The following is a 26,392-nucleotide window of genomic DNA, read 5'->3' as shown; positions in this document are numbered from 1 at the left end:
GTTGCCGATAGCATTATATGCTGTCGGAGCGCGGAAAGTTCCATGGCGCGTTGCCCCGGCAGGCTTGACTTTGCCGCAATCTTCCTGTTTATCCGCCCTCAATCAGCTGACAGCGAGACGCTCAGCAGCCGACCGGGGCCCGTGAAGGTATAAAGAGAGCCCGGAGGTCAACATCCGACAGCGCGATGCGCCCTCGGATGGATTTTTGCTTTGCGTCTTGTATTTGCCGGCTGCTGTGCCAACGTTTCGCCCTGACGACAAGCCGAAACGAAAAGGGAATGGGCCATGTTTGAAAACCTCCAGGACCGCCTTGGTTCCGTCCTCAAGGGACTGACCGGACGCGGCGCGCTTTCGGAAGCCGATGTTTCGGCTGCGTTGCGCGAGGTTCGGCGCGCCCTGCTGGAGGCCGATGTCGCGCTGGAAGTGGTGCGCGACTTCACCGCCAGGGTGAAGGAAAAGGCCGTTGGCGCGGATGTCCTGAAATCGATCAAGCCCGGCCAGATGGTCGTCAAGATCGTGCATGACGAACTTGTCGAGATGCTGGGCGCCGAGGGCGTTACCATCGATCTCAACGCGCCGTCGCCGGTCGTGATCATGATGGTCGGCCTGCAGGGCTCGGGCAAGACCACCACCACCGGCAAGATCGCCGCGCGGCTGACGAACCGCGACCGCAAGCGCGTGCTGATGGCCTCGCTCGACACCCGCCGCCCGGCGGCGCAGGAGCAGTTGAAGCAGATCGGCGAGCAGACCAAGGTCGACACGCTGCCGATTATCGCAGGTCAGGATCCGGTCGCGATCGCCAAGCGCGCCGTGCAGGCCGCCAAGCTCGGCGGCCATGACGTGGTGATCCTCGATACCGCCGGCCGCACCCATATCGACGAGCCGCTGATGGTCGAGATGGCGGATATCCGCAAGGTCTCGAACCCGCATGAAATCCTGCTGGTGGCCGATAGTCTTACCGGTCAGGATGCCGTCAATCTGGCGCGCAACTTCGACAGTCGCGTCGGCATTACCGGTCTTGTGCTGACCCGTATGGATGGCGACGGCCGCAGTGGTGCGGCGCTTTCGATGCGCGCGGTCACCGGCAAGCCGATCAAGCTGATCGGTACCGGCGAAAAGATGGATGCGCTGGAGGAGTTTCACCCCAAGCGCATCGCCGACCGCATTCTCGGCATGGGCGATATCGTTTCGCTGGTGGAAAAGGCCGCCGAGACGATCGACGCCGAAAAAGCCAAGGCCATGGCCGAGAAGATGGCCAAGGGCAAGTTCGACCTGAACGACATGGCCGAGCAGCTCAAGCAGATGCAGAACATGGGCGGCATGGGCGGCATCATGGGCATGATGCCCGGCATGGGCGGCATGAAGGACAAGCTGGCCGCGGCCGGCATGGACGATAGCGTGTTCAAGCGCCAGCTCGCGATCATCTCGTCGATGACGAAATATGAGCGCGCCCATCCCGATGTCTTGAAGAATTCGCGCAAGAAGCGCATTGCCGCGGGCTCCGGCACCTCTGCCGCCGACATCAACAAGCTTTTGAAAATGCACCGCCAGATGGCCGACATGATGAAGGCCATGGGCGGCAAGGGCAAAGGCAAGATGAAGCAGATGATGAACATGCTCGGCGGCGGCATGGGCGGGGGCATGCCCGGCGGAATGGGCGGCATGCCGGACCTTTCCAAACTCGATGCCAACCAGCTTGCCGAACTGCAGAAGCAGGCCGGCAGTCTTCCCGGCGGCGGCCTGCCGTCGGGCGGGCTTCCGGGTCTCGGCGGCCCGAAGCTGCCCGGCCTTGGTGGCGGTTTTGGCAAGGGGAAGAAATAGATGAACGAACCTGAAATCCGCCAGCAGCTTCTGCAATACCGCCAGTCGATCGACAATCTCGATGCCGCGCTGGTGCATATCCTGGCCGAACGGTTCCGCTGCACCAAGGCAGTGGGGCACCTGAAGGCCGAGCATGACCTTCCGCCCGCCGACCCGGCGCGCGAGGAACAGCAGATTTCGAGGCTTCGGGCTCTGGCGAAAAGCGCCGACCTCGATCCCGACTTTGCCGAGACTTTCCTGAATTTCATCATCAAGGAAGTCATCCGGCACCATGAGCAGATCGCCGCCCAACATAGCGGCATCGAAGAGTAAGAAAGGCCGGAAGGCCGTTAAGGAGAAAAGAAAATGGCAATCAAGATTCGTCTCGCCCGCGGCGGCTCCAAGAAGCGTCCGTACTATCACATCGTCGCCGCCGACGAGCGCTCCCCGCGCGATGGCCGCTTCATCGAGAAGCTCGGCCACTGGAACCCGATGCTGCCGAAGGATTCCGAAGAGCGCGTTACCTTCGACGAAGAGCGCGTAAAGTACTGGCTTTCCACCGGCGCCCAGCCGACCGACCGCGTGCTCCGCTTCCTCGCCGAAGCCGGCCTTGCCGAGCGCAAGGCCCGCAACAACCCGAACAAGGCAAAGCCGGGCAAAAAGGCCGAAGAGCGCGCCGCCGAGAAGAAGCAGAAGGCCGAAGAAGCCGCCGCTGCTGCTGCCGAAGCGACCGCCGAAGCTTCGGAATAAGGGGCGGCCGGCCGAAAGTTGCGAAGCTCGCAACTTTCGCCTATATATATAGCATATCCGCTACGCCCGTAGGCGGGCATTATGCAGCCTCCGCATTTCGGTGCGGAGGCTTTATGCATTTCGGGAGGACAGCATGCGGGTAGCGGTTCTGATTGATGGCGGGCATTTGCGGGTTATTTCGAGGATCGCCGGACACAACTACAACCCCGATTTCATCGAGAAGGTTGCCCATGGCTGCGTTGGCGAGGAGGAGACAGCGCTTCGCATCCTTTATTACGACTGCGCTCCCTACAACGGGAAACTCAAGAAGCCAGTCTCCGGAGAAGAGGTTGTCTTCAACGGCTCGGACGGCTGGCTCAAGGAACTTGCGGCCAAGAACCTGTTTGCGGTTCGTCGTGGTGAGTTGAAATTTCGTGGGTTCAAGCCTCGGAAAGTGCCGTCAGGCGAGAAACCGCTCACCGATGATGATTTCAAGCCGGACTTCGAGCAAAAAGGCGTCGACATGCGTATCGGCCTCGACATGGCAAATTTTGCCTATGAGCGTAGCGTTGATCGATTAATCCTTGTGTCCGGCGATACGGATTGTATACCGGCCATGAAACTGGCTCGTATTGCTGGCTTGCAGGTTGTTCTGATCGAATTTGACAATCACAGGCTGGCATCGGAACTTCTCTGGCATTCGGATTTGAGGCGTCATGTCGGCTGGCCCAACTAAATTAAAAGACCCGGTATTGATGGCGAGCATTGGCGCGGCGCAGGGGCTGCGCGGCGATGTGCGGGTGCGCTGCTTCAGCGCCAATCCGCTTTCCGTCGGCGATTACGGTCATCTTCATGCCGAAGACGGCCGCAGTTTCGAGATTCTCGAAATCCGGCCGGGCAAGAACAATATGGTGGTGATCCGCTTTCGCGGCATCAATGACCGCACCGCCGCCGAGGGCTTGCGCGGTCTCGACCTCTACATCGAACGCGAAAACCTGCCCGATGACGAGCTCGACGACGACGAATATTTCTATGCCGATCTCGAAGGCCTCGACGTCTTCGACGACGCCGGCAACAATTACGGCGCGGTCAGCGCGGTGTTCGATTTCGGCGCTGGCGATCTCTTGGAACTGAAAGGCCCCGGCCGCCGCCCGGTTCTGATCCCGTTCAACGAGAATGCGGTTCTTGAGGTGGATTTCGAGGACGGGCGCATCCTGATCGATCCGGTCGCCGCCGGGCTGATCAATGAAGACGACGACGACAACCCGGATTTTCCCGGCGCCGGCGGCGCGTGAAGGCCGCGCCATGAGTTTCAGGGCGACAGTGCTGACGCTTTACCCGGAGATGTTTCCGGGGCATCTGGGCTTCTCGCTCGCGGGCAAGGCTGCCGAGCGCGGCGACTGGTCGCTTGATGCCGTCAATATCCGTGACTTTGCCGAGGACAGACACAGAAGCGTCGATGACACGCCGGCCGGCGGCGGGGCGGGAATGGTGCTGCGCGCCGATATTCTGGGTAAAGCCATTGATGCTGTCTCCGGCGATGATGCCCGGCCCCGGCTGCTGATGAGCCCGCGCGGAAAGCCGCTGACGCAGGCCCGTGTGCGGGAACTTGCGGAAGGTCCGGGCGTCGTCATCGTCTGCGGGCGGTTCGAGGGCGTCGACCAGCGCGTCATAGACGGGCGCGATCTCGAGGAAGTCTCGATCGGCGACTATATCCTGTCGGGCGGCGAGCCGGCGGCGCTGACGCTGCTCGATGCGGTCGTCAGGGTTCTGCCGGGGGTGATGGGAAACGCCGAATCGGGCACGCATGAGAGCTTCGAGAACGGACTTCTGGAACATCCGCATTATACGCGGCCTGCCGAGTGGGAAGGGCAGGGCATTCCAGAGGTGCTGACCTCAGGCAATCATGCCGCGATCGATAAATGGCGGCATGAACAGGCGCTTGAATTGACCCGCGAGCGAAGGCCGGACCTGCTGGAGGATGACGATGGCTGAACCGGTGCGGCTGGTGCCATTTACCGAGGAGCATTTCGAAACGCTTGCGGGCTGGTTCCCGGACGCCCGCGCGCTTGCCCAGTGGGGCGGCACCCGGCTGACCTTTCCGCTTGATGCTTCCCAGATGCGCGCCTTGCTCGCGCTTTCGTCCGGCCAGCGACCCGAATGGCTCTATTTCACGGCGAAACAGGGCGACGCGGTGGTCGGACACTGCGAAATTTGCTTTGACTATTTCGATGGCATCGCCCGGCTCTGCCGCATCGCGGTTGCGCCCGACTGCCGTGGCAGGGGGCTTGCGCGGCCGATCGTCTCTCTGCTGATTGACGAGGCGCTGAAGGTGCCTGAAATCGAGCGGGTCGAACTGATCGTTTACGATTTCAACGAGACTGCGATCCGCGCCTATCGCGCACTCGGGTTCCAGATGGAGGGTATCCGCCGCTCCTCGGCGCGGTTTTTGGATGAACGCTGGGATACGTGTTGGATGGGCCTGTTGCGCTCGGAGTGGGAAACCGCGGAAAAGGGGTGACAGGCCTCGAAAAATCGGCTATAGGCCCGCCCTGACCGGTGTTTCCGGTTACCCAAATGAAGAACCGCGTAACGCTCCGGCCTTTATCGGCCAATCCGGCGGCTTTGACCAAAGGATGATTGTCGGGCGCTCTGGCTGTTGAAGCAAGACTGACAAGAGGTAAGACCGATGAACATCATCGAGCAGCTCGAAGCTGAAGAAACCGCGCGCATCAACGAACTGCGCGAACTGCCCCCGTTCGAAGCCGGCGACACAGTGCGCGTCAATGTTCGCGTTACGGAAGGAACCCGTACCCGCGTGCAGGCCTTCGAAGGCGTCTGCATCGCCCGTTCCGGCGGCGGCATCCACGAGAACTTCACCGTTCGCAAGATCTCCTACGGCGAAGGCGTCGAGCGCGTATTCCCGGTTTATTCGCCGCAGGTTGAAGGCGTTGAAGTGATCCGCCGCGGTAAGGTTCGCCGCGCCAAGCTTTACTACCTGCGCGACCGTCGCGGCAAGTCGGCCCGTATCGCCGAAAACACCTCGGTCCGTTCGCGCCGCCTGAACGACGAAGCCCGCGAAGTTGCAGCCGCCGCCCGCGCGGCCGCGAAGGCCGAGAAGGAAGCCGCTGCCGCTGAAAAGGCGAACGAAGCATAAGCTTTCCGTCAGGCACATGTTTTTGAAAGAGCCGCCGTCGTGCGGCTCTTTTGCGTTTCACGGTTGCGGCGGCTTTGCTTGACAAGAAAAAGTCGAAATCGCTTCCTATCTACGGCGTCCTTGAAACGAAAAGCCGGTTGCCGCCGAAAGACGACCGGCGAAACGGAGCAGAAATGTTCATGAGACGCGCCAAAGTGGCTGGCGCAGCCCCGACGCTGGGCACCATCGCCACGCCCGTCCTCCACGCCAGAATGCTCACGCGCGACGTGTTCGAGTTTCTGCGCGACGATGACGATCCGGACCCTTCCGGCTATCGCCCCGCCGAAGAGACGCCGAAACAAGGCGGGCTTGCACACTGATATCGCCTGACGGCCTGGCGAAGGAGCGGTTTGGCGCGGCTGCGCCCTTGCGCTTTCCTGCCGGGTTGTGACACCTTGCGGCAATCATCTGCTGCAAGGAGTTATAGCATGCTGTCGAGACGCGCCCTTTGCGCCGCGGTTCTGGTTTCGCTGGGCGCGTTTGCAAGCCCGGTTTTCGCCGCCGAACTGCCTGACCTTGACGGACGGACCGTGACCGTCGTTTCCGAAAACACCTATCCGCCGCTGCAATTCATCGATCCCAAGACGGGTGAGGCGATCGGCTGGGAATATGACGCCGTCGCCGAGATTGCCAAGCGCCTCAACCTTGACATCGAATACACCACGACAAGCTGGGATGCGATGATCCAGGCGATCCATGACGGCCAGTACGACATGGCGATGAACGGCATCACCATTCGCGACGACCGCAAGGAAATGGTGGATTTTTCCGAGCCCTATATGCATTCCGAAATGCTGATGCTGGCGCGCGGCGACGAGGACCGCTTCGACGATGCGGAAAGCTTCGCGGCCTTCGAGGACGGTCTGATCGGCTCCCAGCCCGGCACCACGCCGTTCTACACCGCGGTTTATGAAGTGCTGGACGGCGACGAGCAGAACCCGCGCATCAAGCTTTACGAAACCATCGGGGCGGCAATTCAGGCGCTCAGAATCGGCGATGTCGATCTGGCGCTGACCGACAGCACGGCCGCCAACGGCTATGTGAAAGTTTCCAACGGCGCGCTGAAGCTGATCGGCGAGCCGCTCGGCGCCGAGGATTTCGGCTTCATCTTCCCGCCCGGCTCCGATCTCGTGGCGCCGTTCAATGCCGCGATCGCCGACATGGAAGCCGACGGCACGCTCGATGCGCTGAACCAGAAATGGTTCGTCGATTACGCCATGGGCCAGTAGGCGGGCCATGAGCTTCCAGAAACTGCCCGCCGGCAATGCGGGCGAGCGGCCATGGTGGCTCTACGCCTTTCTGGCGCTCGCCGGCGCTGCGGGCATCGCGATCGCCGTCAACGGGCTTTATGCCGAGGTCTTCGCCATCGTCGCCAAGGGCATCGGCGTCACTGTGTTCGTGACGCTGGTGGCCTTCGCGCTGGCGACCATCATCGGCATGCTGATCGCGCTGATGGGGCTTTCAGGTCACGTGGCGTTGCGCCAGATCGCGCGTTTCTATGTCGAGATAATTCGTGGCATCCCGATCCTGGTGTTGCTGTTCTACGTCGCCTTCGTTGGCGCGCCGGCCATGGTGGCGTTCGCCAATTTCGCCCTGACGCCGCTGATCGATGCCGGCGTCATGGACAGGATCGTGGTGCGGGATTTCTCGCTGATGTGGCGGGCGATCATCGCACTCACCATCGGCTATGCGGCCTTCATTGCAGAAATCTTCCGGGCCGGCATTCAGGCGGTCGACGAGGGGCAGATCGAGGCCGCGCAGGCGCTGGGCCTCACGCGGTTTCAGCGGTTCCGGCTGATCGTGTTTCCGCAGGCGATCCGCACCATCTTCCCGCCGCTTTCCAATGATTTCGTGTCGATGGTGAAGGATTCCTCGCTGGTTTCCGTGCTCGGCGTTGCCGATATCACCCAGATGGGCAAGGTCTATGCGGCAAGCTCGTTCCGCTTCTTCGAAACCTATTCGATCGTCGCCTATATCTATCTGCTCCTGACCATCGGCCTGTCGCTGATCCTGCGCGGGATTGAACGGCGGATGCGGCAGAAGGCCAGGCTTGCGCGCGACGCCTCGCCGGGCGCTTTCCCGCCGGCATGACGGGCTTGGGCCGGTTTTGCGCCGTGCCGGAAATGATTGCCGTCCCCGCGGAAAGCTGTTAATAACCCGGTCCATGAGGACCATAGACCATCGCAATCAGGCCGTTTCGCCGCGGCCCTTCGTTCTGCAGGACAGGAAGCGCCTGCCGGGCCGGTTCTTTGCGATGATTTCCGGCGCGCTCAACGCCCGACTTAGCTGATCGCCTTCAGCCTCGCAGTCGGCTTCACGCCGTATTTTTCCTTTTATCTCGACATATGGGTCATGAAACCATGAGCAAAGCGCGCACACTTTACGACAAGATCTGGGACGATCATCTGGTCGACAGCCAGGATGACGGAACCTGTCTCATCTACATCGATCGCCACCTGGTGCATGAAGTCACCAGTCCGCAGGCGTTCGAAGGGCTGCGGCTGGCGGGCCGCAAGGTCCATGCGCCGGTCAAGACGCTCGCCGTCGTCGACCACAACGTTCCGACCACGCCGGACCGCGTCAACGGCATCAAGAACGAGGAAAGCCGCATCCAGGTGGCCGCCCTTGCGCAAAACGCCGCCGATTTCGGCGTTGAATATTATTCCGAGAAGGACAAGCGCCAGGGCATCGTCCATATCGTTGGCCCCGAGCAGGGCTTTACGCTGCCGGGCATGACGATCGTGTGCGGCGACAGCCACACTTCGACGCATGGCGCTTTCGGCGCGCTGGCGCACGGAATCGGCACGTCGGAGGTCGAGCATGTGCTCGCCACCCAGACGCTGATCCAGTCCAAGGCCAAGAACATGCTGGTGCGCGTCGATGGCAAGGCGCCGGAAGGCGTCACCGCCAAGGATATCATCCTGGCGATCATCGGCGAGATCGGCACCGCCGGCGGCACCGGCCACGTCATCGAATTCGCCGGCGAGGCGATCCGCGACCTTTCCATGGAAGGCCGCATGACCGTCTGCAACATGACGATCGAAGGCGGCGCCCGCGCCGGCCTGATCGCGCCGGACGAAAAGACCTTCGAATATATCAAGGGCCGTCCGCGCGCGCCTGAGGGCGAGGCCTGGGACCGGGCGGTGGAATACTGGAAATCGCTGACGACCGATGAGGGCGCGGAATATGACCGCGTGGTGGTGCTCGATGCCGCCAACCTGCCGCCGATCGTCTCCTGGGGCTCGTCGCCGGAAGATGTCATCGCCGTTACCGGCGAAGTGCCGAACCCGGACGATATTCCGGACGAGAACAAACGCACCTCCAAGTGGCGGGCGCTGAAATACATGGGGCTGACGCCCGGCACCAAGATGACCGACGTCGCCGTCGACCGCGTCTTCATCGGTTCCTGCACCAATGGCCGTATAGAGGACCTGCGCGCTGCTGCCGCCGTTGCCAAGGGCCGCAAGGTGGCGAGCACCGTCAACGCCATGATCGTGCCGGGCTCCGGGCTCGTCAAGGAACAGGCGGAAGCCGAGGGCCTCGACAAGATCTTCCTCGAGGCCGGTTTCGAATGGCGCGAACCAGGCTGTTCCATGTGCCTGGCTATGAACGACGACCGTCTGAAGCCGGAGGAGCGCTGCGCCTCGACCTCGAACCGCAATTTCGAGGGCCGCCAGGGCTACAAGGGCCGCACCCATCTGGTCTCCCCGGCCATGGCGGCGGCTGCCGCCATCGAGGGCCATTTCGTGGACATCCGCGACTGGAAATAAGCGGCCCGGAAGGTTCATCCTTTACGACAGATTGAGCAGGGGGCGGAGCGATCCGCCCCCTGCTTGCGTTTGCAGGACTTCTTGCGCGGGTCGGGAAAACGGTTTGCGAAAGTCGGGCTGACGCATTCACTAAATCCACATATCACTACAAAATTGCGCTTGGCAGAATTAATGCGATTGATTATCCTCCTCTCAAAATGGAGGAAATCGATGAAAACCAATGAGGGCGTCATCAGGACGTTTATCGAGGCCGGCATCACGCGCGGCTTCACGCTGCCGGGTTTGGGCATCACATGGTCGCTGCCGGCATTTTTTGATCGCAAGGACGAGTTCGAGCTGGTGCTGGCGCGCTCGGAACAGTCGGCCTCGGTAATGGCGCAGGTCGCCGGCAAGCTCACCGGCCGTCCGGGCCTGTTGATGGCACAGGGGCCGTTTGCGAGTTCCACCGGCGCGTTCGGCATTCTGGAGGCCTATTTCTCCTCGACGCCGATGGTCGTGCTCACCGACACGTCATGCTATGACGGCTTCGCCCAATACGGCGTCTACCAGACCATGACCGGCGATTACGGCGCGGGCGATGCCTTCGCGGTGATGAAGACCATGACCAAATACGCCACCTACGCGACCACGCCGGCGGAGGCGATCTACGGCACCCAGCTTGCGGTCAAGCACGCCTCGACCCCGCGCCAGGGACCGGCCGCGGTGGTGATGCGCACCAACATCATCAAGGAGGAGGTGCCCGATCATCCGCGCGCCAAACTTTATCCGACCGAGGGTTACCTGCGTTCGACGCCAATGAAGCCGGATGGCGATGCGTTGCACAGGATCGCCGAGACCCTGAAGTCTGCCGAACGCCCCGTCATCATCGCCGGCAATGGCGTCTATATGAGCCGTTCGGGCGAGATGCTGTCGCGGTTCGCCAATCGCGAGGGGATCGCGGTCGCTTCCAGCTATCACGGCAAGGGCGTCATCGATGAAACCACGCCGGTAGCCGTCGGCATGATGGGCAACTGGGCCGCGAAATCGGCCAACCGCATGGTTCAGGCCGCCGATGTCATCCTCGTGCTCGGTTGCAGCCTCGGCCCGGAATATACCCGCTTCCGTGACGAGAAAATGATGCGGCCGGGCGAGCAGACGATCATCCAGGTCGATCTCGATCCGCTGAATGCCGGCTGGGTCGTGCCGGTCGACATGGCGGTGACGGCGGATGCCGCCGATGTGATCCGCTATTTGCTCGATGCCATCGGCGTCGATGCCGCGCAGGCGGCGAGGCGCAGCGATTTCATCGGCAGGATCAAGGCCGAAAACCGCTATGGCGACCTGCCGCATTACAAGACCCGCCCCGGCACGGTGCATTATGCCGATATCATGCGCGGGCTTGACGGCTTCCTGACGCCAAACGACCTGCTGACGCTCGATGCCGGCACCAACCGCATCTGGGCGACCTCGTCGCTGCCGCTCAGAACGCCGCATCAGCTTGTCGCCCCGGGCGGCATCGGCGGCATGGGCTGGTCGACCCCGGCGGCAACCGGCGCCAAGGTGACCTGCCCGGAAAAGCGCGTCACCGGCGTGATCGGCGATGGCGGCTTTGTCATGACCATGGATGCGATTGCCACGGCGGCCGAGCACAATCTCGACGTTGTCTATGTGGTCGCCAACAATGCCGGTCTCGGCATGGTGCGCGACAATCTCGGCAACAAGGCGATCGGCGTCGACTTCGGCGATCATGACTTCGCCAAGGTGGCCGAGGGGCTTGGCGGCTCCGGGATCACGGTGACGGAGGCCGACCAGATCGGCGACGCTCTGCGCGAGGCCCATGGCCGCGGCGGTCCGGTCGTGGTCGACGTCAAGGTCGATCCGGCGGCAAGCCACCGCGATTGCTCGGATTACGACGATCTGCCGGACCCCTCAGCGCTCAAATAGGAATTTTGTCCTTCCCGCGCCTGTCAAACACGATGACAAGCAGGCGCGGGATGGGCTAAATAAGGGTCATGAGCGAGGACAATCAGACAAATGATCAACCTGTGCGGCGGCGCGGCCGCCCGCGGCAGGATATCGGGGCAGCGGCCCTGAACGAGGAGCGGCCGTTCGTCAGTTCGCTGGCGCGCGGCCTTTCGATTCTGCGCGCGTTCAGGGCGGACGACAAGGTGCTGGGCACCCAGGCGCTTGCCGAGCGGACGGGCCTGCACAAGACCACGGTCTCGCGGCTGCTGGGCACGCTCACCAAGCTCGGCTATCTGCGCTACATGCCCGAATACGGCAAATACGCCGTGTCCAACCAGGTGCTAACGCTCGGTTATGCGGCGATCGGCCGTTTCGGCTTCGGCGAACTTGTGCGTTCCCATATGGACCAGATGGCCGCCGAAGGCGATTGCGTCGTGGCGCTGTCGGTGCGTGACGGCGCCGAGATGATGTTCGTGGAACTGGTGCGCCGGCCGACGGCGGTGGCGCTCAACCTCAATGTCGGCTCCCGCATTCCGCTGGCCGAAAGCGCGCCGGGCCGGGCCTATTTTTTCGCGATGGGCGAGGAGGAGCGCGCGGAGGCGTTTGACTTGCTGGCCGATATTCACGGCGATGCCTGGGGAGCCGAAAAGCGGCCCGCGCTCGAGGCGGCATTGTCGCGCATGGCGGGCAATGGCTATTCGGATTCCTTCGGCGAATGGAAGCAAGGGCATAACGCCATCGGCGTTGTCCTGCGCGCGCCTATGACCGGCGACATCTATACGCTCAGCGTTGGCGGCAATGCCCGCAACCTGCCGCCGGAAAAGCTGAAATCGGTCCATCTGCCGATGCTGATGCGCGCCGCCCAGGAAATCTCGGCGCTTTCAGCCAGCAATTTCTAGGGCTCGCCCTCAGCCGCTCTCTTCCGGCTGGTATTCGAGGATATCGCCGGGCTGGCAGTCAAGCGCGGCGCAGATCCTTTCGAGCGTTTCAAAGCGCACGCCCTTCACCTTGCCCGAGCGCAACAGCGAAATATTCTGCTCGGTGATGCCGACATGTTCGGCGAGGACCTTCGCCCGCATCTTGCGGCGGGCGAGCATGACATCGAGATTGACAATGATCGGCATGGGTCAGACGAAACGCTCGTAATCTTCGTTGATCGCGGTGGCGAGAACCATCACATGGCCCATCACGAACAGGAATCCGGCAAGCAGGAACAGCATCAGCTGATCGCTGCCGACACCGATCGATATCGCCCGCGCGCCCGGTGGATTGGCAAGCGTTGCAAGCAGCGTGGCGACCGGGCGCAGAGCCATGCCCGCGATCGCGCCGGTAAGCGCGATCAGGCCCGCGCGGCGCAAAAGGGCGGCCGCCTCATAGGAAAACGGGCGCTCGCGCTGGAGCCGGTCGAAAAGCTGCCAGACGGTCTGCAATCCCGTAAGCGCCAGCCCCGCCAGGATCGCCGCAATGGCGACGAAGGCAAGGCCGATCGCCGGGGTGATGGTCACGGCGACGTTCAGGTCAAGAGCGTCCGCCAGCCATGCGGCAAGCCCGTCAGTCCGGAAAAGTGCCGTCCAGGCCACGTAGATCAGGCCGGCTGCAAGCATGGCCTGAAGAACCCGCGTCAGGAGCTTCATCCGCTTGCATAGCCGGATCATGGCGGGGGAATTTTGATTGTTCATCGTGATGCCTCTTGATTGACGATATAAAATTCTCGTAAAACAATAATAAATGTCTGTCAATCGAGAGGGATGCCATGTTTCGACGTTTTTTGCTTCGCGCCTTCTGTTGTGTAGTCCTGGCGCTTCCGGCCGCGTGTTCCACCATGGGCGGCGTTGCACCGGGAGCGCTCGAGGCAGCTTCGCCGCTCGACGCCGATCCCGATGCGCTTGTCGTCGCATTGACCAAGCCGAAGGCCTTGCGGGTGGGCGATGGCGATCTCGCCCTTGCGCTCAGTTGGGCCGTTCCGGGGCGGGCGGCGCTGGAGGAGCAGGCGGGCCTGCAGGTCGCCCGCCGCCTCGACGCTGCGCCCGGTCGCGATAGGGTCGAGCTTGTGCTTGCGCCCGATGAGGCAGAACGCATGTCGGCACTGTTGTCTGAGATCAGGAAGGACAGAGAGGCCGGCATTGAGGGCAAGGGCGCGTTCTCCGTTTCCTTTACGGCGCGCTGTGTGGATGGCGGCGGGGATCTTTCCGATATGGTCGTGGATGTCGCGCTCACGCTCCGGCCCGGCGAGCCGGCGGTTCCGCTGTTGAAGAACGCGAAGTTTGGCGCGCTGCTGGCCGCCCGCGGCATTGAGCGCCTGCCGGATTGCGGTGCCCTGCAACGGTGAAAGGAACGCCGGCGTAACAGGCCTCAGCTTTTGAAACGGGCATACCCCTTGCGCAGCAGCGGCCAGCAGAGCGTCAGCGCGGTGATGACGAACAGGATGGCGGCGATCGGGCGTTCGAAGAACGCCCAGAAATTGCCGTGGGTCAGGATCAGGCCCTGGCGCAGGGATAGTTCGATGGTCGGCTGCAGCACCATGCCGATCACGATCGGGGCGACGGGGAAGCGGAAATGCCGCAGCACCACGCCGACAACGCCGGCGATGAATGCCACCCAGACATCGAAGGGATTGCCGTTAACGCCATAGGCGCCAACCGTGGCGATGATCAGGATCAGCCCGATCAGGATCGGTTCGGGAATGCGCAGCACCCGGGTAAACAGCGAGGCGCCGAGCGCGCCGATCGCAAACATCGCCAGATTGACGATGATCAGGCAGAAGAAGATCGCGTAGATCAGGTCGAGATGGTTGGCGAAGAGCTGCGGGCCCGGCGCAATGCCCTGCACCACCAGCGCGCCGAGCATGACGGCGGTCACCGGATCGCCGGGAATGCCGAGCGAGAGCGTGGGCACCAGCGCCGAGCCGGTGACGGCATTGTTGGCGCTTTCGCAGGCAATCAACCCATCGGGTTCGCCCTTGCCGAAATTATCCTTGCGCTTCGAGGCGCGCCGGGCCTCCGAATAGGCGATGAAGGCGGAGGTGGCGGCGCCCGTCCCCGGCAGCGCGCCGACGAAGGAGCCGATCAGCGAGCCGCGCAAAAGCATGCCGAGACGGCCCTTCCAGGCGGCAAGCGGCGGCATGCGGAAGCCGACCCGCATCTGTTCCGGCGGCGGCCCGTCATTATCGATCGTCAGCACCCGCATGAACATTTCGGAAAAGGCGAACAGGCCGACGATGACCGGGATCAGCCCGATGCCGGCGGAGAGCTGGAAACTGTCGAAGGTGAAGCGCAGATCGCCGGTGACCGGATCATTGCCGACGGTGGCAAGCAGCACGCCAAGCGCGCCGGCGGCGAGCCCCTTCAAGAGGTTACCGGAGGAGACGCCGGCGATGCAGGTCATTGCGAACAGGCCGAGCGCGAAATATTCGATCGGCGTGAACTGCAGGGAAAAGGCGGCAAGCGAGGGGCCGGCCAGCACGAAGACCAGAACCGAGAACAGCCCGCCAATGGTGGAGGCGGTCGTGACCCAGCCGATCGCCAGATCGGCCTCGCCGCGCTGGGCCATGGGGAAGCCCTCGAGCGCGGTCGCCGCCGATTGCGGCGTGCCGGGCGTGTTGAGCACGATCGCGGTGATCGAGCCGCCATAGACCGAGCCGCAATAGACGCCGAGCATCAGCGCGATCGCCGGTATCTGCGGCATGGAAAAGGTGAAGGGCAGCACCATGGTGAGCCCGATCACCGAGCCGAGCCCCGGCAGGACGCCGACGATCACGCCCACCAGCGTGCCCGCGATAATGGCCAGAAGCGTGAGCGGTGTCGCGATCTGGGTTGCGGCCGAAACTATGAGGTCCATGAAACGTCCCTGGCTAACGGTTTGACGAGGTCACCACGGCCATGAAAAGCCGGGCAGAAGGATCAGGAACACCCGCTCGAACAGGAACCAGACGGCGAGCGAATAGCTGACCGCGACGGCGGCGAGCACAAGAATATCGCGCCGGCCTAAAATCGCGGGAACCACGATCGCGAAGACGATGCTGGATGCGAGAAACCCGATCTCCGGCATCGCGGCGCAATAACCGGCCGTTGCCGCCATCAGCGCCAGCATGCGCAGCGCCGGCTTGAGCGCCGGCAGTTCCGAACCGCGATGGCGCGCGCCCGGCAACAGCAGGATCAAAAGCGCGATCAGCAGCGCCATGACCCCAAGCACGAAGCGCGGAAAGAAGAACGGGCCCCGACCCTGGCTCGCGCGGGCAAAGGCGCTGATTTCCTCGAAGGTCTGGATGAAGAACACAAGGACAAGGAGCGCAAGCGCGCCGATGACCGCGGCCTCGCTGAGGCGCGCTGCCCGTGACACCTTGCCGTCGCTGATCTGCCGGTCGTCCATGCTTCCTCCAAGCCTGTCTCGACGTGACAAAGATGGCGCCGGCGGGCGCTGGCCTGCCGGAACCGCAAAACAATAGATACCGTATTTTCGTCGTCTTCAGAAACTGCGGACTTTCCGGGACGGCCGCCGCAAGCGGCGGCAGCCGTCAGCCGATCAGTTTGCCAGAAGCCCGGCCTTTTCGAGCAGCTTGCGGTTGGTTTCGTATTTTTCGTGAACGAACGCGTCGAAATCGGCCGAATTCATGTAGGCGATCGGCTGCTTGACCGCTTCCATACGTTCCTGGAAGGGCGCGGAATCGATCGCTGCCTTGCAGGAGGTTTCCAGCCTGGTGATGTCGGCGGCCTCAAGCCCCTTCGGCGCAACCAGACCGCCCCAGATCGGGAAGTCGAGATTGTAGCCCTGCTCGGCGGCTGTCACCAGGTTCGGCTGTTCGGCAAGCTTGTCCTTGGCAAGCAGCGCCAGCGATTTCAGCTGGTCCGCATTGCTGGTGTAGAAGGACACATGCGGGATGAACACGTCGGCGGTGCCATCCAGCAGCGCCTTCAGCGCGGGACCGTCGCCGTCGACCGGCAGATAGGTCATCTTGATGCCGGCGGCATCTTCAAGCGCCAGACCGGCGATATGCGGGATCGAGCCGATCGCCTGCACGGCGAATGTCACCCCTTCCGGGTTTTCCTTGGCATATTTGACGAGGTCTTCGAGGTTGTTGAAGGGGGCATCCTTCCCGACCGCGATCACCGTCGGCGCCGAATAGGCAAGGCAGATATAGTCGAAACTGTCGACGTCATAGGGCAGTTTGCGCAGATGCGGCTGGGTGGTCAGCGGGCCGACCGGGGCCATGCCCAGCGTGGTGCCGTCTGCCCTCGCGCGGGCAACCTCGCCAACGCCGATCGTGCCGCCGGCGCCTGCGGTGTTCTTCACCGCCACGCTGACGCCCAGTGAATTGGACATGCCTTCCTGCATGGCGCGGGTGGTGATGTCGGTGCCGCCGCCGGCGGCAAACGGCACGACGATCGTGACAGGACGGTTGGACTGGGCCTCGGCGCCGCCGGTGAAGGCGACAAATGTCGCGGCCACTGCCATTACGGATGCGAGGCGGCCAGCGCCCCCCTTGGCTGATTTCATCATGAATCTCCTCCCAAATATTCACGCGCTCCGCCAGGAGCTCAAGCAAAAACCGTTGGCAGAATGCCAAAAGTTCTGCATAGTGGTATTATGTACCATTTTTAATACGGGTCAATCCCTCATTCAAAAGGGATGGCCAAAGGGAGGATATATATGGAAAGGGTGAAAGGCAGAACCGCGCTGGTGACGGGTGCTGCGGACGGGCTGGGCGCGGCGATCGCGGCAAGGCTCGCCGCCGAGGGCGCGCGGATCGGCATCATCGACCGCAGCCCGGAGGCGATCGACAAGGCGCGCCAATCCCCGGAACTGCACGACGCCGTCTTCATTGCCGGCGACCTGACCGATGGCGATGACATCGCCCGGATGATGGCGGAGTTTGCCGACAAGGGCATGACATTTGATATCCTTGTCAACAATGCCGGCGGATCGCTGCATACGCCGAAGGCCTTTCTGGAGGAAAGCGATGACGACTGGGAGCGGGTGATGGCGCTCAACGTCACGGCGGCCGTGCGCGTCAGTCGCCATGTCCTGCCGGGCATGGTCAGGGCAGGCTTCGGCCGGGTGATCAATCTCGGCTCCAAGGCCGGGCGTTATGGCAGCCTGTTCACCGGCGCGAATTACGTTGCCGCCAAGGGCGCGATCCAGTCGATGACATTGCAGATGGCGCAGGAATTCGGCCCCCATGGCATTACCTGCAATGCCGTCTGCCCCGGCGCGATCCTGACGCCGCGGGTGGAGCGGCTTTTGAGCGAGCGGATGTCGCCGGAAGAGCGGCAAAAGGCGGTGGACAGCATTCCCGTGCGCCGCAACGGAAGGGTCGAGGATGTCGCCGCCGCCGTCGCCTTCTTCGCTGCCGATGAGGCCGGCTTCATCACCGGCCAGTTGATGGACGTCAATGGCGGGCAGGGGATGGCGTCATGAGCGGGCACAACGAAAAGCGCATGCCGCTGACGGTGCTGGTCACGGGCGGCTCGGGTTTTCTGGGGCAGTCGCTTGCCGATGCGCTGGCTGAGCGCGGCGACACGGTGATCGTGTTCGATCTCAACCTGCCGCCGGAAGAGGCCCGCCTTCCGGGCGTTACCTATGTGGAAGGCGACATCACCCGGTCGAGCGCGATTGACGCGGTGATCGCCCGCTTCGGGATCAATGCCATCCTGCATCTGGCAGCCCTCGTCATCCCGGCCTGCCGCTCCAACCCGGTGCTCGGCGCCAAGGTCAATGTCATCGGCCATATCAATATTCTCGAAGCGGCGGTCAAGGCGGGGATAGACCGCGTGGTCTATGCCAGTTCGCTCGCCGCCCGCCCGCGTGGCCCGCTGGCCTCACCGGCGAACCTCTATGGCGTGTTCAAGCATTGCTGCGAGGAAATATCGAAGGTTTATTTCCTCGATCACGGACTGGGATCGGTCGGGCTGAGGCCGAATGTCGTCTATGGTCCCGGCCGCACCAGCGGCGAGACCGCCGCGATCACGCTTGCCATGCAGGCCGCTGCCCGGGGCGAGGCATATGAGCTGCCGTTCTCCGGCAAGATGTGCTTCCAGCATGTGGATGAGGTGACCGAGATATTCCTGCGCTGCCTCGACAAGCCGGCAAGCGAACCCGTCGTCAGCGACCTGACGACCGAGATCGAGTCCATGCATGATGTCGCCGATGCCATCCGCACGGTCGTGCCCGGTGCCGCGATCACCGTGGCGGATAATCCGCGCCCCGTGCCGGAAATCATGGACAACGCCCCGCTGCGCGCCTTTCTCGGAACCTGGCCGGCAATCTCGCTTGTGGAAGGAACGCGGCGGACGATCGAGGTCTTTCGCGAAACTGTGGAAAGCTGATAGCCTGAGCGCGCGCCCGGCTGGCGGGCGCCGCTCGGGAGCAGTGGACAGTGGTAACGATCGAGCCGGCCGGCGACCAGGCCGTGACCGTGGAATTCGACGACAGGATCGACGCGGCCGTAAACGCCCGCGTGATCGCGCTTGCCGACGCTTTGAAGGTGCGGCCGGTGGAAGGGATTGTCGAAACCGTTCCGACCTATCGCTCGCTGCTCGTCTTTTACGATCCCGGCCGCATTCGCGGGAGTGCGCTCGCGCCGCTGCTTTTCGAACGGGTGGAGCATCTCACCGAGGACGGGGAAAACACCGCCCGCCGGCATTTCCGGGTGCCCGTCTGCTATCGGGGCGATGACGCGCTTGATCTCGCAGACCTTGCCGAAATCAAGAATATCAGTCCTGAAGAGCTGATCGCGCTGCACACCGGGGCTGACTACCGGGTCTACATGATCGGGTTTGCGCCCGGCTTCACCTATCTCGGCGGCCTGCCGGAGGCGCTACATACGCCTCGCCTCGCCGTACCGCGCCAGAAGGTGGCGGCGGGCGCGGTCGGCATTGGCGGCGCGCAGGCGGCGATCAACTCGGTTTCCGGGCCCAGCGGCTGGCGCTATATCGGCCGCACGCCGCTGCGCCTTTTTGACCCGGAGCGCGCCGAGCCCTCCTTCTTCCGCGCCGGTGACATGATCCGGTTTTTCGAGATCGGTGCCGACGACATGGCGGCGCTGGAACGTCGCGTGGAGTCCGGCGAGGCCATTGTGGAACCGGAGGCGGCATGAACAGGCTGGAGGTCGTCAGGGCCGGGCTCATGGTTTCCGTGCAGGCGCGGCCGCGCACCGGCTATCTCGCTGCCGGCGTCTCGCCTTCGGGGCCGATGGACGAGGCGGCCTTTCGGATTGCGCAGGCGCTTGTCGGCAATGAGGATGGCGCGGCCGCGCTGGAATTCGCCCAGTTCGGCGGCAGCTATCGCGTCACCGCGCCTTGCATGGTGGCCGTCACCGGCGGGGCCGCGCAGGTGACGATCAACGGGCGCGCCATGCCGCTTTGGGAAAGCCATGCGCTGCGGCCGGGCGAAACGCTGGAGATCGGCCCGATGAGAGGCGCGGTCTGGGGCTATATCGCCTTTTCGGGCGGCATCGCGGTGCCGGAACTGCTCGGCTCGCGCGCCACCCATGTCCGGAACGCGATGGGCGGGTTTGAGGGCAGGGTGCTTGCCGAGGGCGATATGCTGCCGCTCGGCGAGAGCGCACTCGCCCCGCCACGGAGACTGACGGAGATTTTCCACTATCCGCAGGGGCCGATCCGGATCGTCGCCGGGCCGCAGGACGATCGCTTCGATGCCCGGGCCTGGGCGCTGCTTCTCACCGAGCCGTTTTCCGTCTCCAGCCGGCGCGACCGGATGGCGAGCCTGCTCGACGGGCCGCTGCTGCGCGCCATCGGCGGCCACGATATCATTTCCGATGCAACGCCCGCCGGTTCGATCCAGGTGCCGGGCTCGGGCATCGCCACGGTGCTGACGGCGGAGCGGCAGACGACCGGCGGCTATCCCAAGATCGCCACCGTGATTTCCGCCGACCTGCCGCGCCTTGCGCAGATGCCGGCCGGTAAGCCGTTTCACTTCGTCCGCATCAGCCAGGACGAGGCCGAGGCGCGGCTTCTGGCCGAACGTGAGCGGGTCGAAGCGGCAATCCGGTCGATTGCGACGCCGGTGTGAGGGGCCGCGGTTAATGGCAACGGGGAGCCTTGCTCCCAATTTGTTGACAAAGCCCGCCCATCTCTCCGCCGTCATGCTCGGGCCTGTCCCGAGCATCTAAGCACGTATCAACACGACAAGCGTCTCGGGCAAAAATTCGGCTTGAATACAATCCGTTGCGAAACGCCAGCTCCGCTCGTGTGGTGCGGTGGTTAGATCCTCGGGACAAGCCCGAGGATGACGTCCGTAAAAAGGTCAGGCTGTAATACCCTCCAACAATGTTGCCCGCCCTCAGGCGATGCCGCCGAGGCAGATATATTTCAGCTCGGTGTAGTCATCGAGGCCGTACTTGGAGCCCTCGCGGCCGAGGCCGGACTGCTTGACGCCGCCAAACGGGGCGACTTCGGTCGAGATCAGGCCGGTATTGACGCCGACAATGCCGTATTCCAGCGCCTCTGCGACCCGGAAGATCTTCGCCACATCGCGCGAGAAAAAATAGGAAGCGAGGCCGAATTCCGTGTCGTTGGCCATGGCGACGACATCGTCCTCGGTCTCGAATTTGAACAGCGGCGCCACCGGGCCGAAGGTCTCCTCGCGCGCGCACTTCATGTCGGGCGTCACGCCGGTCAGCACCGTCGGTTCGAAGAACAGGCCGCCGCGCTCGTGCGGCTTGCCGCCGAGCTTGACCGAGGCTCCCTTGGCGGTGGCATCGGAAATGTGATCCTCGACCTTCTCGACCGCCGCCTTTTCGATCATCGGGCCGATTTCGACGCCGTCTTCCATGCCGGAGCCAACCTTGAGGCCGGCAACGCGTTTGGAAAGCTTTTCGGCGAATGCGTCATAGACGCCGGCCTGCACGTAAAGGCGGTTGGCGCAGACGCAGGTCTGACCCGCATTGCGGAATTTCGACGCGATCGCGCCTTCGACAGCGGCATCGAGATCGGCATCGTCAAACACGATGAACGGCGCATTGCCGCCGAGTTCGAGACCCATTTTCTTGATCTGGTCGGCGCCCTGGCGCATCAGGATCCGGCCGACCTCGGTGGAGCCGGTGAAGGTGATCTTGCGCACCCGGTCATCCTCGCTGAAGACCTTGCCGACGGTGGACGAACTTGTCGAGGTGACGACCGACAGCAGGCCCTTCGGCAGGCCGGCGCGCTCGGCAAGCAGCGCCATGGACAGCGCCGAAAGCGGCGTCTGCTGGGCGGGCTTGGAGACGATCGAGCAGCCGGCGGCGAGCGCCGGGGCCATCTTGCGGGCCAGCATCGCGTTCGGGAAGTTCCACGGCGTGATCGCGCCGACGACGCCCACCGGCTGGCGGATCACCATGATCCGCTTGTCGGCTTGATGACCGGGAATGATGTCGCCATAGGCGCGCTTGGCTTCCTCGCCGAACCATTCGATATAGGCCGCACCATAGAGGACTTCGCCGCGCGCCTCGGCAAGCGGCTTGCCCATTTCCGCAGTCAGAATCACCGCAAGGTCATCGGCATTCTCGACCATCAGGTCGTAGAGCTTGCGCAGGATCGCCGCGCGTTCCTTGCCGGTCTTCTTCGCCCAGGCCTTCTGGGCCTCATAGGCGGCGGCGACGGCCTCCTCGACTTCTTCCTTGCCGCAGTCGGGGAGCGTGGCGATGACCTCGCCGTTGGCCGGGTTCACGACATCGAAGGTCTTGCCGCTGGCGACCTTGTCACGCCATTCGCCGGCGATATAGGCGCGCGGCTCGGCGAGGTCCGCCTTCTTGAGTTTGCCCGATAACGCTTTTGCGATGGCCATGATGTATACTCCCTGTTTCATTCGTCTGCCGGCCCGTGACTGAAAGGCCGCGGTCGACGCTCACAATGCATATAGACCGGCCGTTTCATTCGCCAAACTAAATTCTGGCGCGCCGGTTCCGAAGATTATCGCCGCTCAGGATAGGCGTGCCGGAAATGCGTCGTCTCCCATCGATTCTCATGCCGCCGGCGACAAATCCACATCACCTTTCGCGGAAGCGCCCTTTGTCCTGAGGTAATAAATAACGTATAATGGAATTAAGTTTTATTTTTGTGATAGTCAATCTCTGGCATCGAACCATCTGGCCTCCCTCTGCCGGCTGGTGCTATACACGAAGCGGCGATGCCATGATGATGCGCAAAGAGGATCTAGTAGCCGATGCAGACGATATTCGTTCAGTTCAAATGCCATCCCGGACAAGCGTATGACGTCGCCGATCTGGTGGTGCGCACGCTTGAGGAAACCTCGGAAATCTATTCGACCTCCGGCGATTATGATCTGCTGGCGAAGTTCTATCTGGCGAAGGATGCCGATATCGGCCACTTCGTCACCAGCAACCTGCAGACAATTGAAGGCGTGAAGGACACCTTCACCCTGGTGACGTTCAAGGCATTCAGCTAGGGGCCGGAAGCGGAGCCGTCCGCAAACCGTCCGAGGCGCGGCGAACGGAGGCCATATTTGCGGATGTTGAAGGCCGGCTGACGCCGGCCTATGCGTTAGCTGATCCGGTCACTGTGTTCGTGGTGTGCCCGTCAAACTCTGTCCGGGACGCGAGCGATCACCTTGATCTCGAAGTCGAAACCGGCGAGCCAGTTCACGCCGATGGCGGTCCAGTTGGGGTAGGGTGGCTCGGAAAACACGCCGTTCTTGACGGCCATGATCGTGCTGAACTGCTTTTCGGGATCGGTATGGAAGGACGTCACGTCGACGATGTCGCCGAAACCGCATCCTCCAGCTGCCAGCGTTGCCTCCAGATTGGCGAAAGCCAGCCTTACCTGCGCTTCGAAATCCGGTTCCGGAGAACCGTCGCTGCGGCTGCCGACTTGGCCCGAAACGAATAGCAGATCGCCGGAGCGGATCGCGGCCGAGTATCCGTGCTGTTCGTAAAGGGCGTGGCGATCGGCGGGAAATATAGCTTCACGTGTCGGCATGGGAGTCATTTCTTCCTGTTTGCAATTATACGATGTCGATGGATTGCCATGGTATTGGGGCAATCTTCTTTATATACGTAACGTATGTGAGCATATAATATACGGATCGTATGTCAATTGGCATACGGCGCGTATTTGAAATTGGAGCAATTTAGCTATGGCAAAGCGACGGGTCGATACGATGGCGGAAAACCGGGTCAGGCTGATCGCCGCCGCGCGCAAAGCGTTCGCTGAAAGTGGGTTTTCTGCAGCCTCGATGGATGAACTGACGGCGGATGCCGGCCTGACCCGCGGCGCGCTCTATCATAATTTCGGCGACAAGAAGGGGCTTCTGGCCGCCGTGGTCGATCAGATCGATGGGGAAATGGCGGGGCGTGCGAAGGAGGCGGCCGCTTCAGCCAGGGACGATTGGCACGCTCTGCTCGTCGAGGGGGAAGTCTATATCGAAACCGCGTTGAACCCCGAGGTTCAACGGATTGTCCTGCGAGATGGTCCCGCCTTTCTTGGCGATCCATCGCAGTGGCCGAGCCAGAATGCCTGTCTTCAGGAGACAAGGCAGAAGATCGCCAGGCTGGTTGCCGATCAGGTCCTGAAACCCGTCGATGTCGAAGCGGCATCGCGTTTGCTGAACGGAGCGGCGCTGAACGCGGCCTTGTGGGTGGCGTCGAGCGATGACCCGCGTGAGGCGTTGCCGAAAGCCGTCGAGACCTTCAGACAGCTGGCCGCGGGGCTGCTTGCAAAACAGGATTGATTTTCTCTTTGTGCGGGCTACCCGGATCTCAGAAATCGGGAACGGTCACGCCATTGTCGCGGCAGGCGGCGATCATGGTGTTGGCCATCAGCATGGTGATGGTCATCGGGCCAACGCCGCCGGGCACCGGCGTGATGGCGCCGGCGAGAGGTTCGACGGCGGCATAATCGACATCGCCGATCAGGCGAGTCTTGCCCTCGCCGCGCTCGGGTGCGGGTATCCGGGTAATGCCGACATCGATCACCGTGGCGCCGGGTTTCACCCAATCGGCCTTCACCATTTCCGCCTGGCCGGTTGCGGCGATCAGGATGTCGGCGCGGCGGCAGATTTCCGGCAGGTCGGCGGTGCGCGAATGGGCCATGGTGACAGTGGCATTGGCCTGCAGCAGCAATTGGCCCATCGGCTTGCCGAACAGATTGGACCGGCCGATCACGACGGCGTTTAGGCCGGAAAGATCGTTGCCGTGGACGGTGCGGATCAGCACCATTGCGCCTGCGGGCGTGCACGAGATCAGGCCTGTCTGGGTGTCGCCGAGTGCAAGCTTGCCGGCATTGACGATCGAAAGCCCGTCCACGTCCTTTTCCGGACGGATCAGCTGGATGACGGGAAATTCGTCGAGATGGCCGGGCAGGGGGAGCTGCACCAGAATGCCGTGGATCGCGGGATCCTCGTTCAGTTCGCGGACAACCTGTTCCAGTTCCGCCTGGCTGATTTCCGCCGGAAGCGTGACCTGGACGGAATGGAACCCGCATTCCTTGGCGCGTCGGCCCTTGGCCGCGACATAGGTGTGGCTTGCCGGATCGTCGCCGACGATGACCACGGCCAGTCCCGGCACGACGTCTTTTTCCGCCTTCAAGGCGGCGCTTGCCGCCGTGACCTTCCCGATCACATCCGCCGCGATCGCCTTGCCGTCTATCCGCTTTGCCATGTCTGCAGCCCTCTTCCGAGGCGTCCTGCCATCGTTCAACCGGACGCCAGAAACAAAAACGGCAAGCGCCGGAACGCTTGCCAATGTCTTTCACACTTAACCCGGCCGGATCAGTTCAGGCGGGATTTGACCGCGTCGACCGACTGCGAGAACAGCTTGGAGCGCACCGCGGGTGTCGCCTTCTTTTCCAGAACGATGCGCGCGGCATCGACGGCGACGTCGACGGCAGCGCCGCGCACGGCTGCAACGGCTTCCTGCTCGGCCTGACGGATCTTCTGCTCGGAAAAGGCGGTCCGGCGCTCGACATATTCTTCCGTCTTGCGGCGGGCTTCTTCCTTGATCGCTTTTGCGTCGCGCTCGGCGGCGGCAACGATATCCTTGGCCTCTTCCTCGGCCTCGCGGCGCTTGCGCTGATAATCGGCAAGCACGTGCTGGGCTTCCTCGCGCAGGCGCTTGGCTTCCGCCAACTCGTCGCGAATCTCGTCGGCGCGCGAATCAAGCGAGCGCAGCAGAATGCCGGGCACCTTGAAATAGGCAACGACGATGAAGAACAGGATCAGGCCGACAAAGGCGTAGAATGTTGCATCGAGAGACATGGGCTCAGCCCTCCCTGACGGTCGAAACCGCGCTTTCGATGTCGCCCTTGGCGACCCGGCCGCCGATCAGCTGGGTAACGATCAGAGCGGCTGTTTCCTCGGCGATGCCGCCGACTTCCTGAAGCGCTTCGTTACGAACCGCGGCGATGCGCTCATTGGCGGCCGCAAGCTTCTTGCCAAGCTCGGCTTCCAGCTGCTCGCGTTCGGCATCGGCTTCGGCGCGCGCCTTGTCGGCGGCGGCGGCGGAAATGCTGCGGGCCTCGTTGCGGGCTTCGGCGAGTTCTTTTTCATAGGCCTTGATCGCGGCATCGGCCTCGCTGCGCAGGCGTTCCGCCTCGTCGAGGTCCTGGGCAATGCGATCGTGGCGGTCTTCCAGAATGGAGCCGACGCGGGGAACGATCACCTTCTTCATTACCAGATAGAAGAGACCGAACGTGATGGCCAGCCAGAGAATCTGCGACGGGAAGGTCGCGAAATCGAAGGGCGGGAACACCGCCTGTTCGTGATGCTCCAATTCGGCCAGCGTGGTTTCCGTGTGCTGTGCTTCTGCACCATGCGACGTCTGGGCCAAAGCCGGGGTCACAAACATGCTCACCTCCAAAGGTCTTCGACAACAAGGGGCGGGGGGGGGGGGGGGGGGGGGGGGGGGGCCCCCCCCCCCCCCCCCCCCCCAAAAAAAAAAACCCCCCCCCCGGCCGCCGGCCCCCCCCCCCCCCCAAAAAACCCGCCCCCCCCGCTACCCCCC

At 62.9% G+C, this 26,392-nt stretch carries 31 protein-coding genes; 21 read left to right on the top strand and 10 right to left on the bottom strand.

Features of this window, described 5'->3' with window-relative positions:
• The first annotated feature begins 285 nt into the window (after positions 1-285).
• From ffh to V6767_RS06045, 14 genes are all read left to right on the top strand, one after another.
• Entirely contained in the window at positions 286-1,821 is a 1,536-nt protein-coding gene (ffh, locus tag V6767_RS06110) for a signal recognition particle protein (RefSeq protein ID WP_448472642.1), read from the top strand.
• Positions 1,822-2,133, top strand: coding sequence for a chorismate mutase (locus tag V6767_RS06105; protein WP_448469616.1), 312 nt, complete (start codon positions 1,822-1,824; stop codon positions 2,131-2,133).
• Between the two features lie 33 nt (positions 2,134-2,166).
• Positions 2,167-2,550 carry a 30S ribosomal protein S16 gene (gene rpsP, locus V6767_RS06100; protein ID WP_448472641.1) on the top strand — a complete coding sequence of 128 codons (384 nt, stop codon included), beginning with the start codon at positions 2,167-2,169 and terminating at the stop codon, positions 2,548-2,550.
• A gap of 133 nt (positions 2,551-2,683) precedes the next feature.
• The gene (locus V6767_RS06095; RefSeq protein WP_448472640.1) at positions 2,684-3,265 is read left to right on the top strand and encodes an NYN domain-containing protein; all 582 of its coding nucleotides are present in this window, start codon (positions 2,684-2,686) and stop codon (positions 3,263-3,265) included.
• Between the two features lie 19 nt (positions 3,266-3,284).
• Positions 3,285-3,824, top strand: coding sequence for a ribosome maturation factor RimM (gene rimM / locus V6767_RS06090; protein WP_448472639.1), 540 nt, complete (start codon positions 3,285-3,287; stop codon positions 3,822-3,824).
• Positions 3,825-3,834: 10 nt separating this feature from the next.
• Positions 3,835-4,524, top strand: a complete 690-nt coding sequence (trmD, locus tag V6767_RS06085; protein WP_448472807.1) for a tRNA (guanosine(37)-N1)-methyltransferase TrmD — start codon at positions 3,835-3,837, stop codon at positions 4,522-4,524.
• A complete protein-coding gene (locus V6767_RS06080) occupies positions 4,517-5,050 on the top strand; it encodes a GNAT family N-acetyltransferase (RefSeq protein ID WP_448472638.1) in 534 nt (177 codons plus the stop codon). Before trmD ends, V6767_RS06080 begins: the two co-directional genes overlap by 8 nt.
• Positions 5,051-5,218: 168 nt before the next feature.
• Positions 5,219-5,686, top strand: a complete 468-nt coding sequence (rplS, locus tag V6767_RS06075) for a 50S ribosomal protein L19 (RefSeq protein WP_448427027.1) — start codon at positions 5,219-5,221, stop codon at positions 5,684-5,686.
• A gap of 179 nt (positions 5,687-5,865) precedes the next feature.
• A complete protein-coding gene (locus V6767_RS06070) occupies positions 5,866-6,045 on the top strand; it encodes a hypothetical protein (protein ID WP_448472637.1) in 180 nt (59 codons plus the stop codon).
• Positions 6,046-6,153: 108 nt separating this feature from the next.
• Positions 6,154-6,954 (top strand): transporter substrate-binding domain-containing protein, encoded by an 801-nt coding sequence (locus V6767_RS06065; protein WP_448469601.1) that lies wholly within the window; start codon positions 6,154-6,156, stop codon positions 6,952-6,954.
• A gap of 7 nt (positions 6,955-6,961) precedes the next feature.
• A complete protein-coding gene (locus V6767_RS06060; RefSeq protein WP_448472636.1) occupies positions 6,962-7,816 on the top strand; it encodes an amino acid ABC transporter permease in 855 nt (284 codons plus the stop codon).
• A gap of 269 nt (positions 7,817-8,085) precedes the next feature.
• The gene (gene leuC / locus V6767_RS06055) at positions 8,086-9,495 is read left to right on the top strand and encodes a 3-isopropylmalate dehydratase large subunit (RefSeq protein WP_448472635.1); all 1,410 of its coding nucleotides are present in this window, start codon (positions 8,086-8,088) and stop codon (positions 9,493-9,495) included.
• 210 nt (positions 9,496-9,705) lie between these two features.
• Positions 9,706-11,418, top strand: a complete 1,713-nt coding sequence (locus tag V6767_RS06050; protein ID WP_448472634.1) for a thiamine pyrophosphate-binding protein — start codon at positions 9,706-9,708, stop codon at positions 11,416-11,418.
• 68 nt (positions 11,419-11,486) lie between these two features.
• Complete coding sequence (locus V6767_RS06045) at positions 11,487-12,338, top strand: IclR family transcriptional regulator (RefSeq protein WP_448472633.1); 852 nt, start codon at positions 11,487-11,489, stop codon at positions 12,336-12,338.
• Between the two features lie 9 nt (positions 12,339-12,347).
• Here V6767_RS06045 and V6767_RS06040 read toward each other — a convergent pair whose 3' ends face one another.
• A complete protein-coding gene (locus V6767_RS06040) occupies positions 12,348-12,563 on the bottom strand; it encodes a helix-turn-helix domain-containing protein (protein ID WP_448472632.1) in 216 nt (71 codons plus the stop codon).
• Between the two features lie 3 nt (positions 12,564-12,566).
• A complete protein-coding gene (locus V6767_RS06035) occupies positions 12,567-13,118 on the bottom strand; it encodes a DUF2975 domain-containing protein (protein WP_448472631.1) in 552 nt (183 codons plus the stop codon).
• Between the two features lie 74 nt (positions 13,119-13,192).
• Here V6767_RS06035 and V6767_RS06030 point away from each other — a divergent pair, with 74 nt between their 5' ends.
• Complete coding sequence (locus V6767_RS06030; RefSeq protein WP_448472630.1) at positions 13,193-13,768, top strand: hypothetical protein; 576 nt, start codon at positions 13,193-13,195, stop codon at positions 13,766-13,768.
• 23 nt (positions 13,769-13,791) lie between these two features.
• Here the strand turns inward: V6767_RS06030 and V6767_RS06025 are convergent, their stop codons facing one another.
• The 3 genes from V6767_RS06025 to V6767_RS06015 all read right to left on the bottom strand — a co-directional run bounded on the left by V6767_RS06025 (position 13,792) and on the right by V6767_RS06015 (position 16,932).
• A complete protein-coding gene (locus V6767_RS06025) occupies positions 13,792-15,276 on the bottom strand; it encodes a tripartite tricarboxylate transporter permease (RefSeq protein WP_448472629.1) in 1,485 nt (494 codons plus the stop codon).
• Positions 15,277-15,306: 30 nt separating this feature from the next.
• Positions 15,307-15,807: a tripartite tricarboxylate transporter TctB family protein gene (locus tag V6767_RS06020; protein WP_448472628.1), complete on the bottom strand. Its 501-nt coding sequence runs from the start codon at positions 15,805-15,807 to the stop codon at positions 15,307-15,309.
• 153 nt (positions 15,808-15,960) lie between these two features.
• Entirely contained in the window at positions 15,961-16,932 is a 972-nt protein-coding gene (locus V6767_RS06015) for a Bug family tripartite tricarboxylate transporter substrate binding protein (protein ID WP_448472627.1), read from the bottom strand.
• A gap of 153 nt (positions 16,933-17,085) precedes the next feature.
• Here V6767_RS06015 and V6767_RS06010 point away from each other — a divergent pair, with 153 nt between their 5' ends.
• The 4 genes from V6767_RS06010 to V6767_RS05995 are packed head-to-tail and all read left to right on the top strand — an operon-like array spanning position 17,086 to position 20,466.
• Entirely contained in the window at positions 17,086-17,853 is a 768-nt protein-coding gene (locus tag V6767_RS06010; RefSeq protein ID WP_448472626.1) for an SDR family NAD(P)-dependent oxidoreductase, read from the top strand.
• Positions 17,850-18,761 carry an NAD-dependent epimerase/dehydratase family protein gene (locus tag V6767_RS06005; protein ID WP_448472625.1) on the top strand — a complete coding sequence of 304 codons (912 nt, stop codon included), beginning with the start codon at positions 17,850-17,852 and terminating at the stop codon, positions 18,759-18,761. The genes V6767_RS06010 and V6767_RS06005 overlap by 4 nt, the downstream gene beginning before the upstream one ends.
• 50 nt (positions 18,762-18,811) lie before the next feature.
• Positions 18,812-19,531, top strand: a complete 720-nt coding sequence (gene pxpB, locus V6767_RS06000) for a 5-oxoprolinase subunit PxpB (RefSeq protein WP_448472624.1) — start codon at positions 18,812-18,814, stop codon at positions 19,529-19,531.
• On the top strand, positions 19,528-20,466 hold the full coding sequence (locus V6767_RS05995; RefSeq protein ID WP_448472623.1) for a 5-oxoprolinase subunit C family protein: 939 nt from the start codon (positions 19,528-19,530) through the stop codon (positions 20,464-20,466). The genes pxpB and V6767_RS05995 overlap by 4 nt, the downstream gene beginning before the upstream one ends.
• Before the next feature lie 270 nt (positions 20,467-20,736).
• Here the strand turns inward: V6767_RS05995 and V6767_RS05990 are convergent, their stop codons facing one another.
• A complete protein-coding gene (locus V6767_RS05990; protein WP_448472622.1) occupies positions 20,737-22,221 on the bottom strand; it encodes an NAD-dependent succinate-semialdehyde dehydrogenase in 1,485 nt (494 codons plus the stop codon).
• Positions 22,222-22,599: 378 nt separating this feature from the next.
• Here V6767_RS05990 and V6767_RS05985 point away from each other — a divergent pair, with 378 nt between their 5' ends.
• Positions 22,600-22,842: an Lrp/AsnC family transcriptional regulator gene (locus tag V6767_RS05985; protein ID WP_230720229.1), complete on the top strand. Its 243-nt coding sequence runs from the start codon at positions 22,600-22,602 to the stop codon at positions 22,840-22,842.
• 131 nt (positions 22,843-22,973) lie between these two features.
• Here the strand turns inward: V6767_RS05985 and V6767_RS05980 are convergent, their stop codons facing one another.
• Complete coding sequence (locus V6767_RS05980; RefSeq protein WP_448472621.1) at positions 22,974-23,372, bottom strand: RidA family protein; 399 nt, start codon at positions 23,370-23,372, stop codon at positions 22,974-22,976.
• 157 nt (positions 23,373-23,529) lie between these two features.
• Between V6767_RS05980 and V6767_RS05975 the strand changes: the two genes are divergently transcribed.
• Complete coding sequence (locus V6767_RS05975) at positions 23,530-24,123, top strand: TetR/AcrR family transcriptional regulator (protein WP_448472620.1); 594 nt, start codon at positions 23,530-23,532, stop codon at positions 24,121-24,123.
• Positions 24,124-24,151: 28 nt separating this feature from the next.
• Here the strand turns inward: V6767_RS05975 and folD are convergent, their stop codons facing one another.
• From folD to V6767_RS05960, 3 genes are all read right to left on the bottom strand, one after another.
• Entirely contained in the window at positions 24,152-25,051 is a 900-nt protein-coding gene (gene folD, locus V6767_RS05970) for a bifunctional methylenetetrahydrofolate dehydrogenase/methenyltetrahydrofolate cyclohydrolase FolD (protein WP_448472619.1), read from the bottom strand.
• A gap of 110 nt (positions 25,052-25,161) precedes the next feature.
• Positions 25,162-25,647, bottom strand: coding sequence for a F0F1 ATP synthase subunit B (locus tag V6767_RS05965; protein WP_230720227.1), 486 nt, complete (start codon positions 25,645-25,647; stop codon positions 25,162-25,164).
• A gap of 4 nt (positions 25,648-25,651) precedes the next feature.
• Positions 25,652-26,236 carry a F0F1 ATP synthase subunit B gene (locus V6767_RS05960; RefSeq protein ID WP_448472618.1) on the bottom strand — a complete coding sequence of 195 codons (585 nt, stop codon included), beginning with the start codon at positions 26,234-26,236 and terminating at the stop codon, positions 25,652-25,654.
• Positions 26,237-26,392: the final 156 nt, after the last annotated feature.

The organism is Martelella sp. FLE1502 (assembly GCF_053484255.1).
The sequence above is the reverse complement of the archived record's forward strand: the minus strand, read 5'-3'. Positions and strand labels throughout refer to the sequence as shown.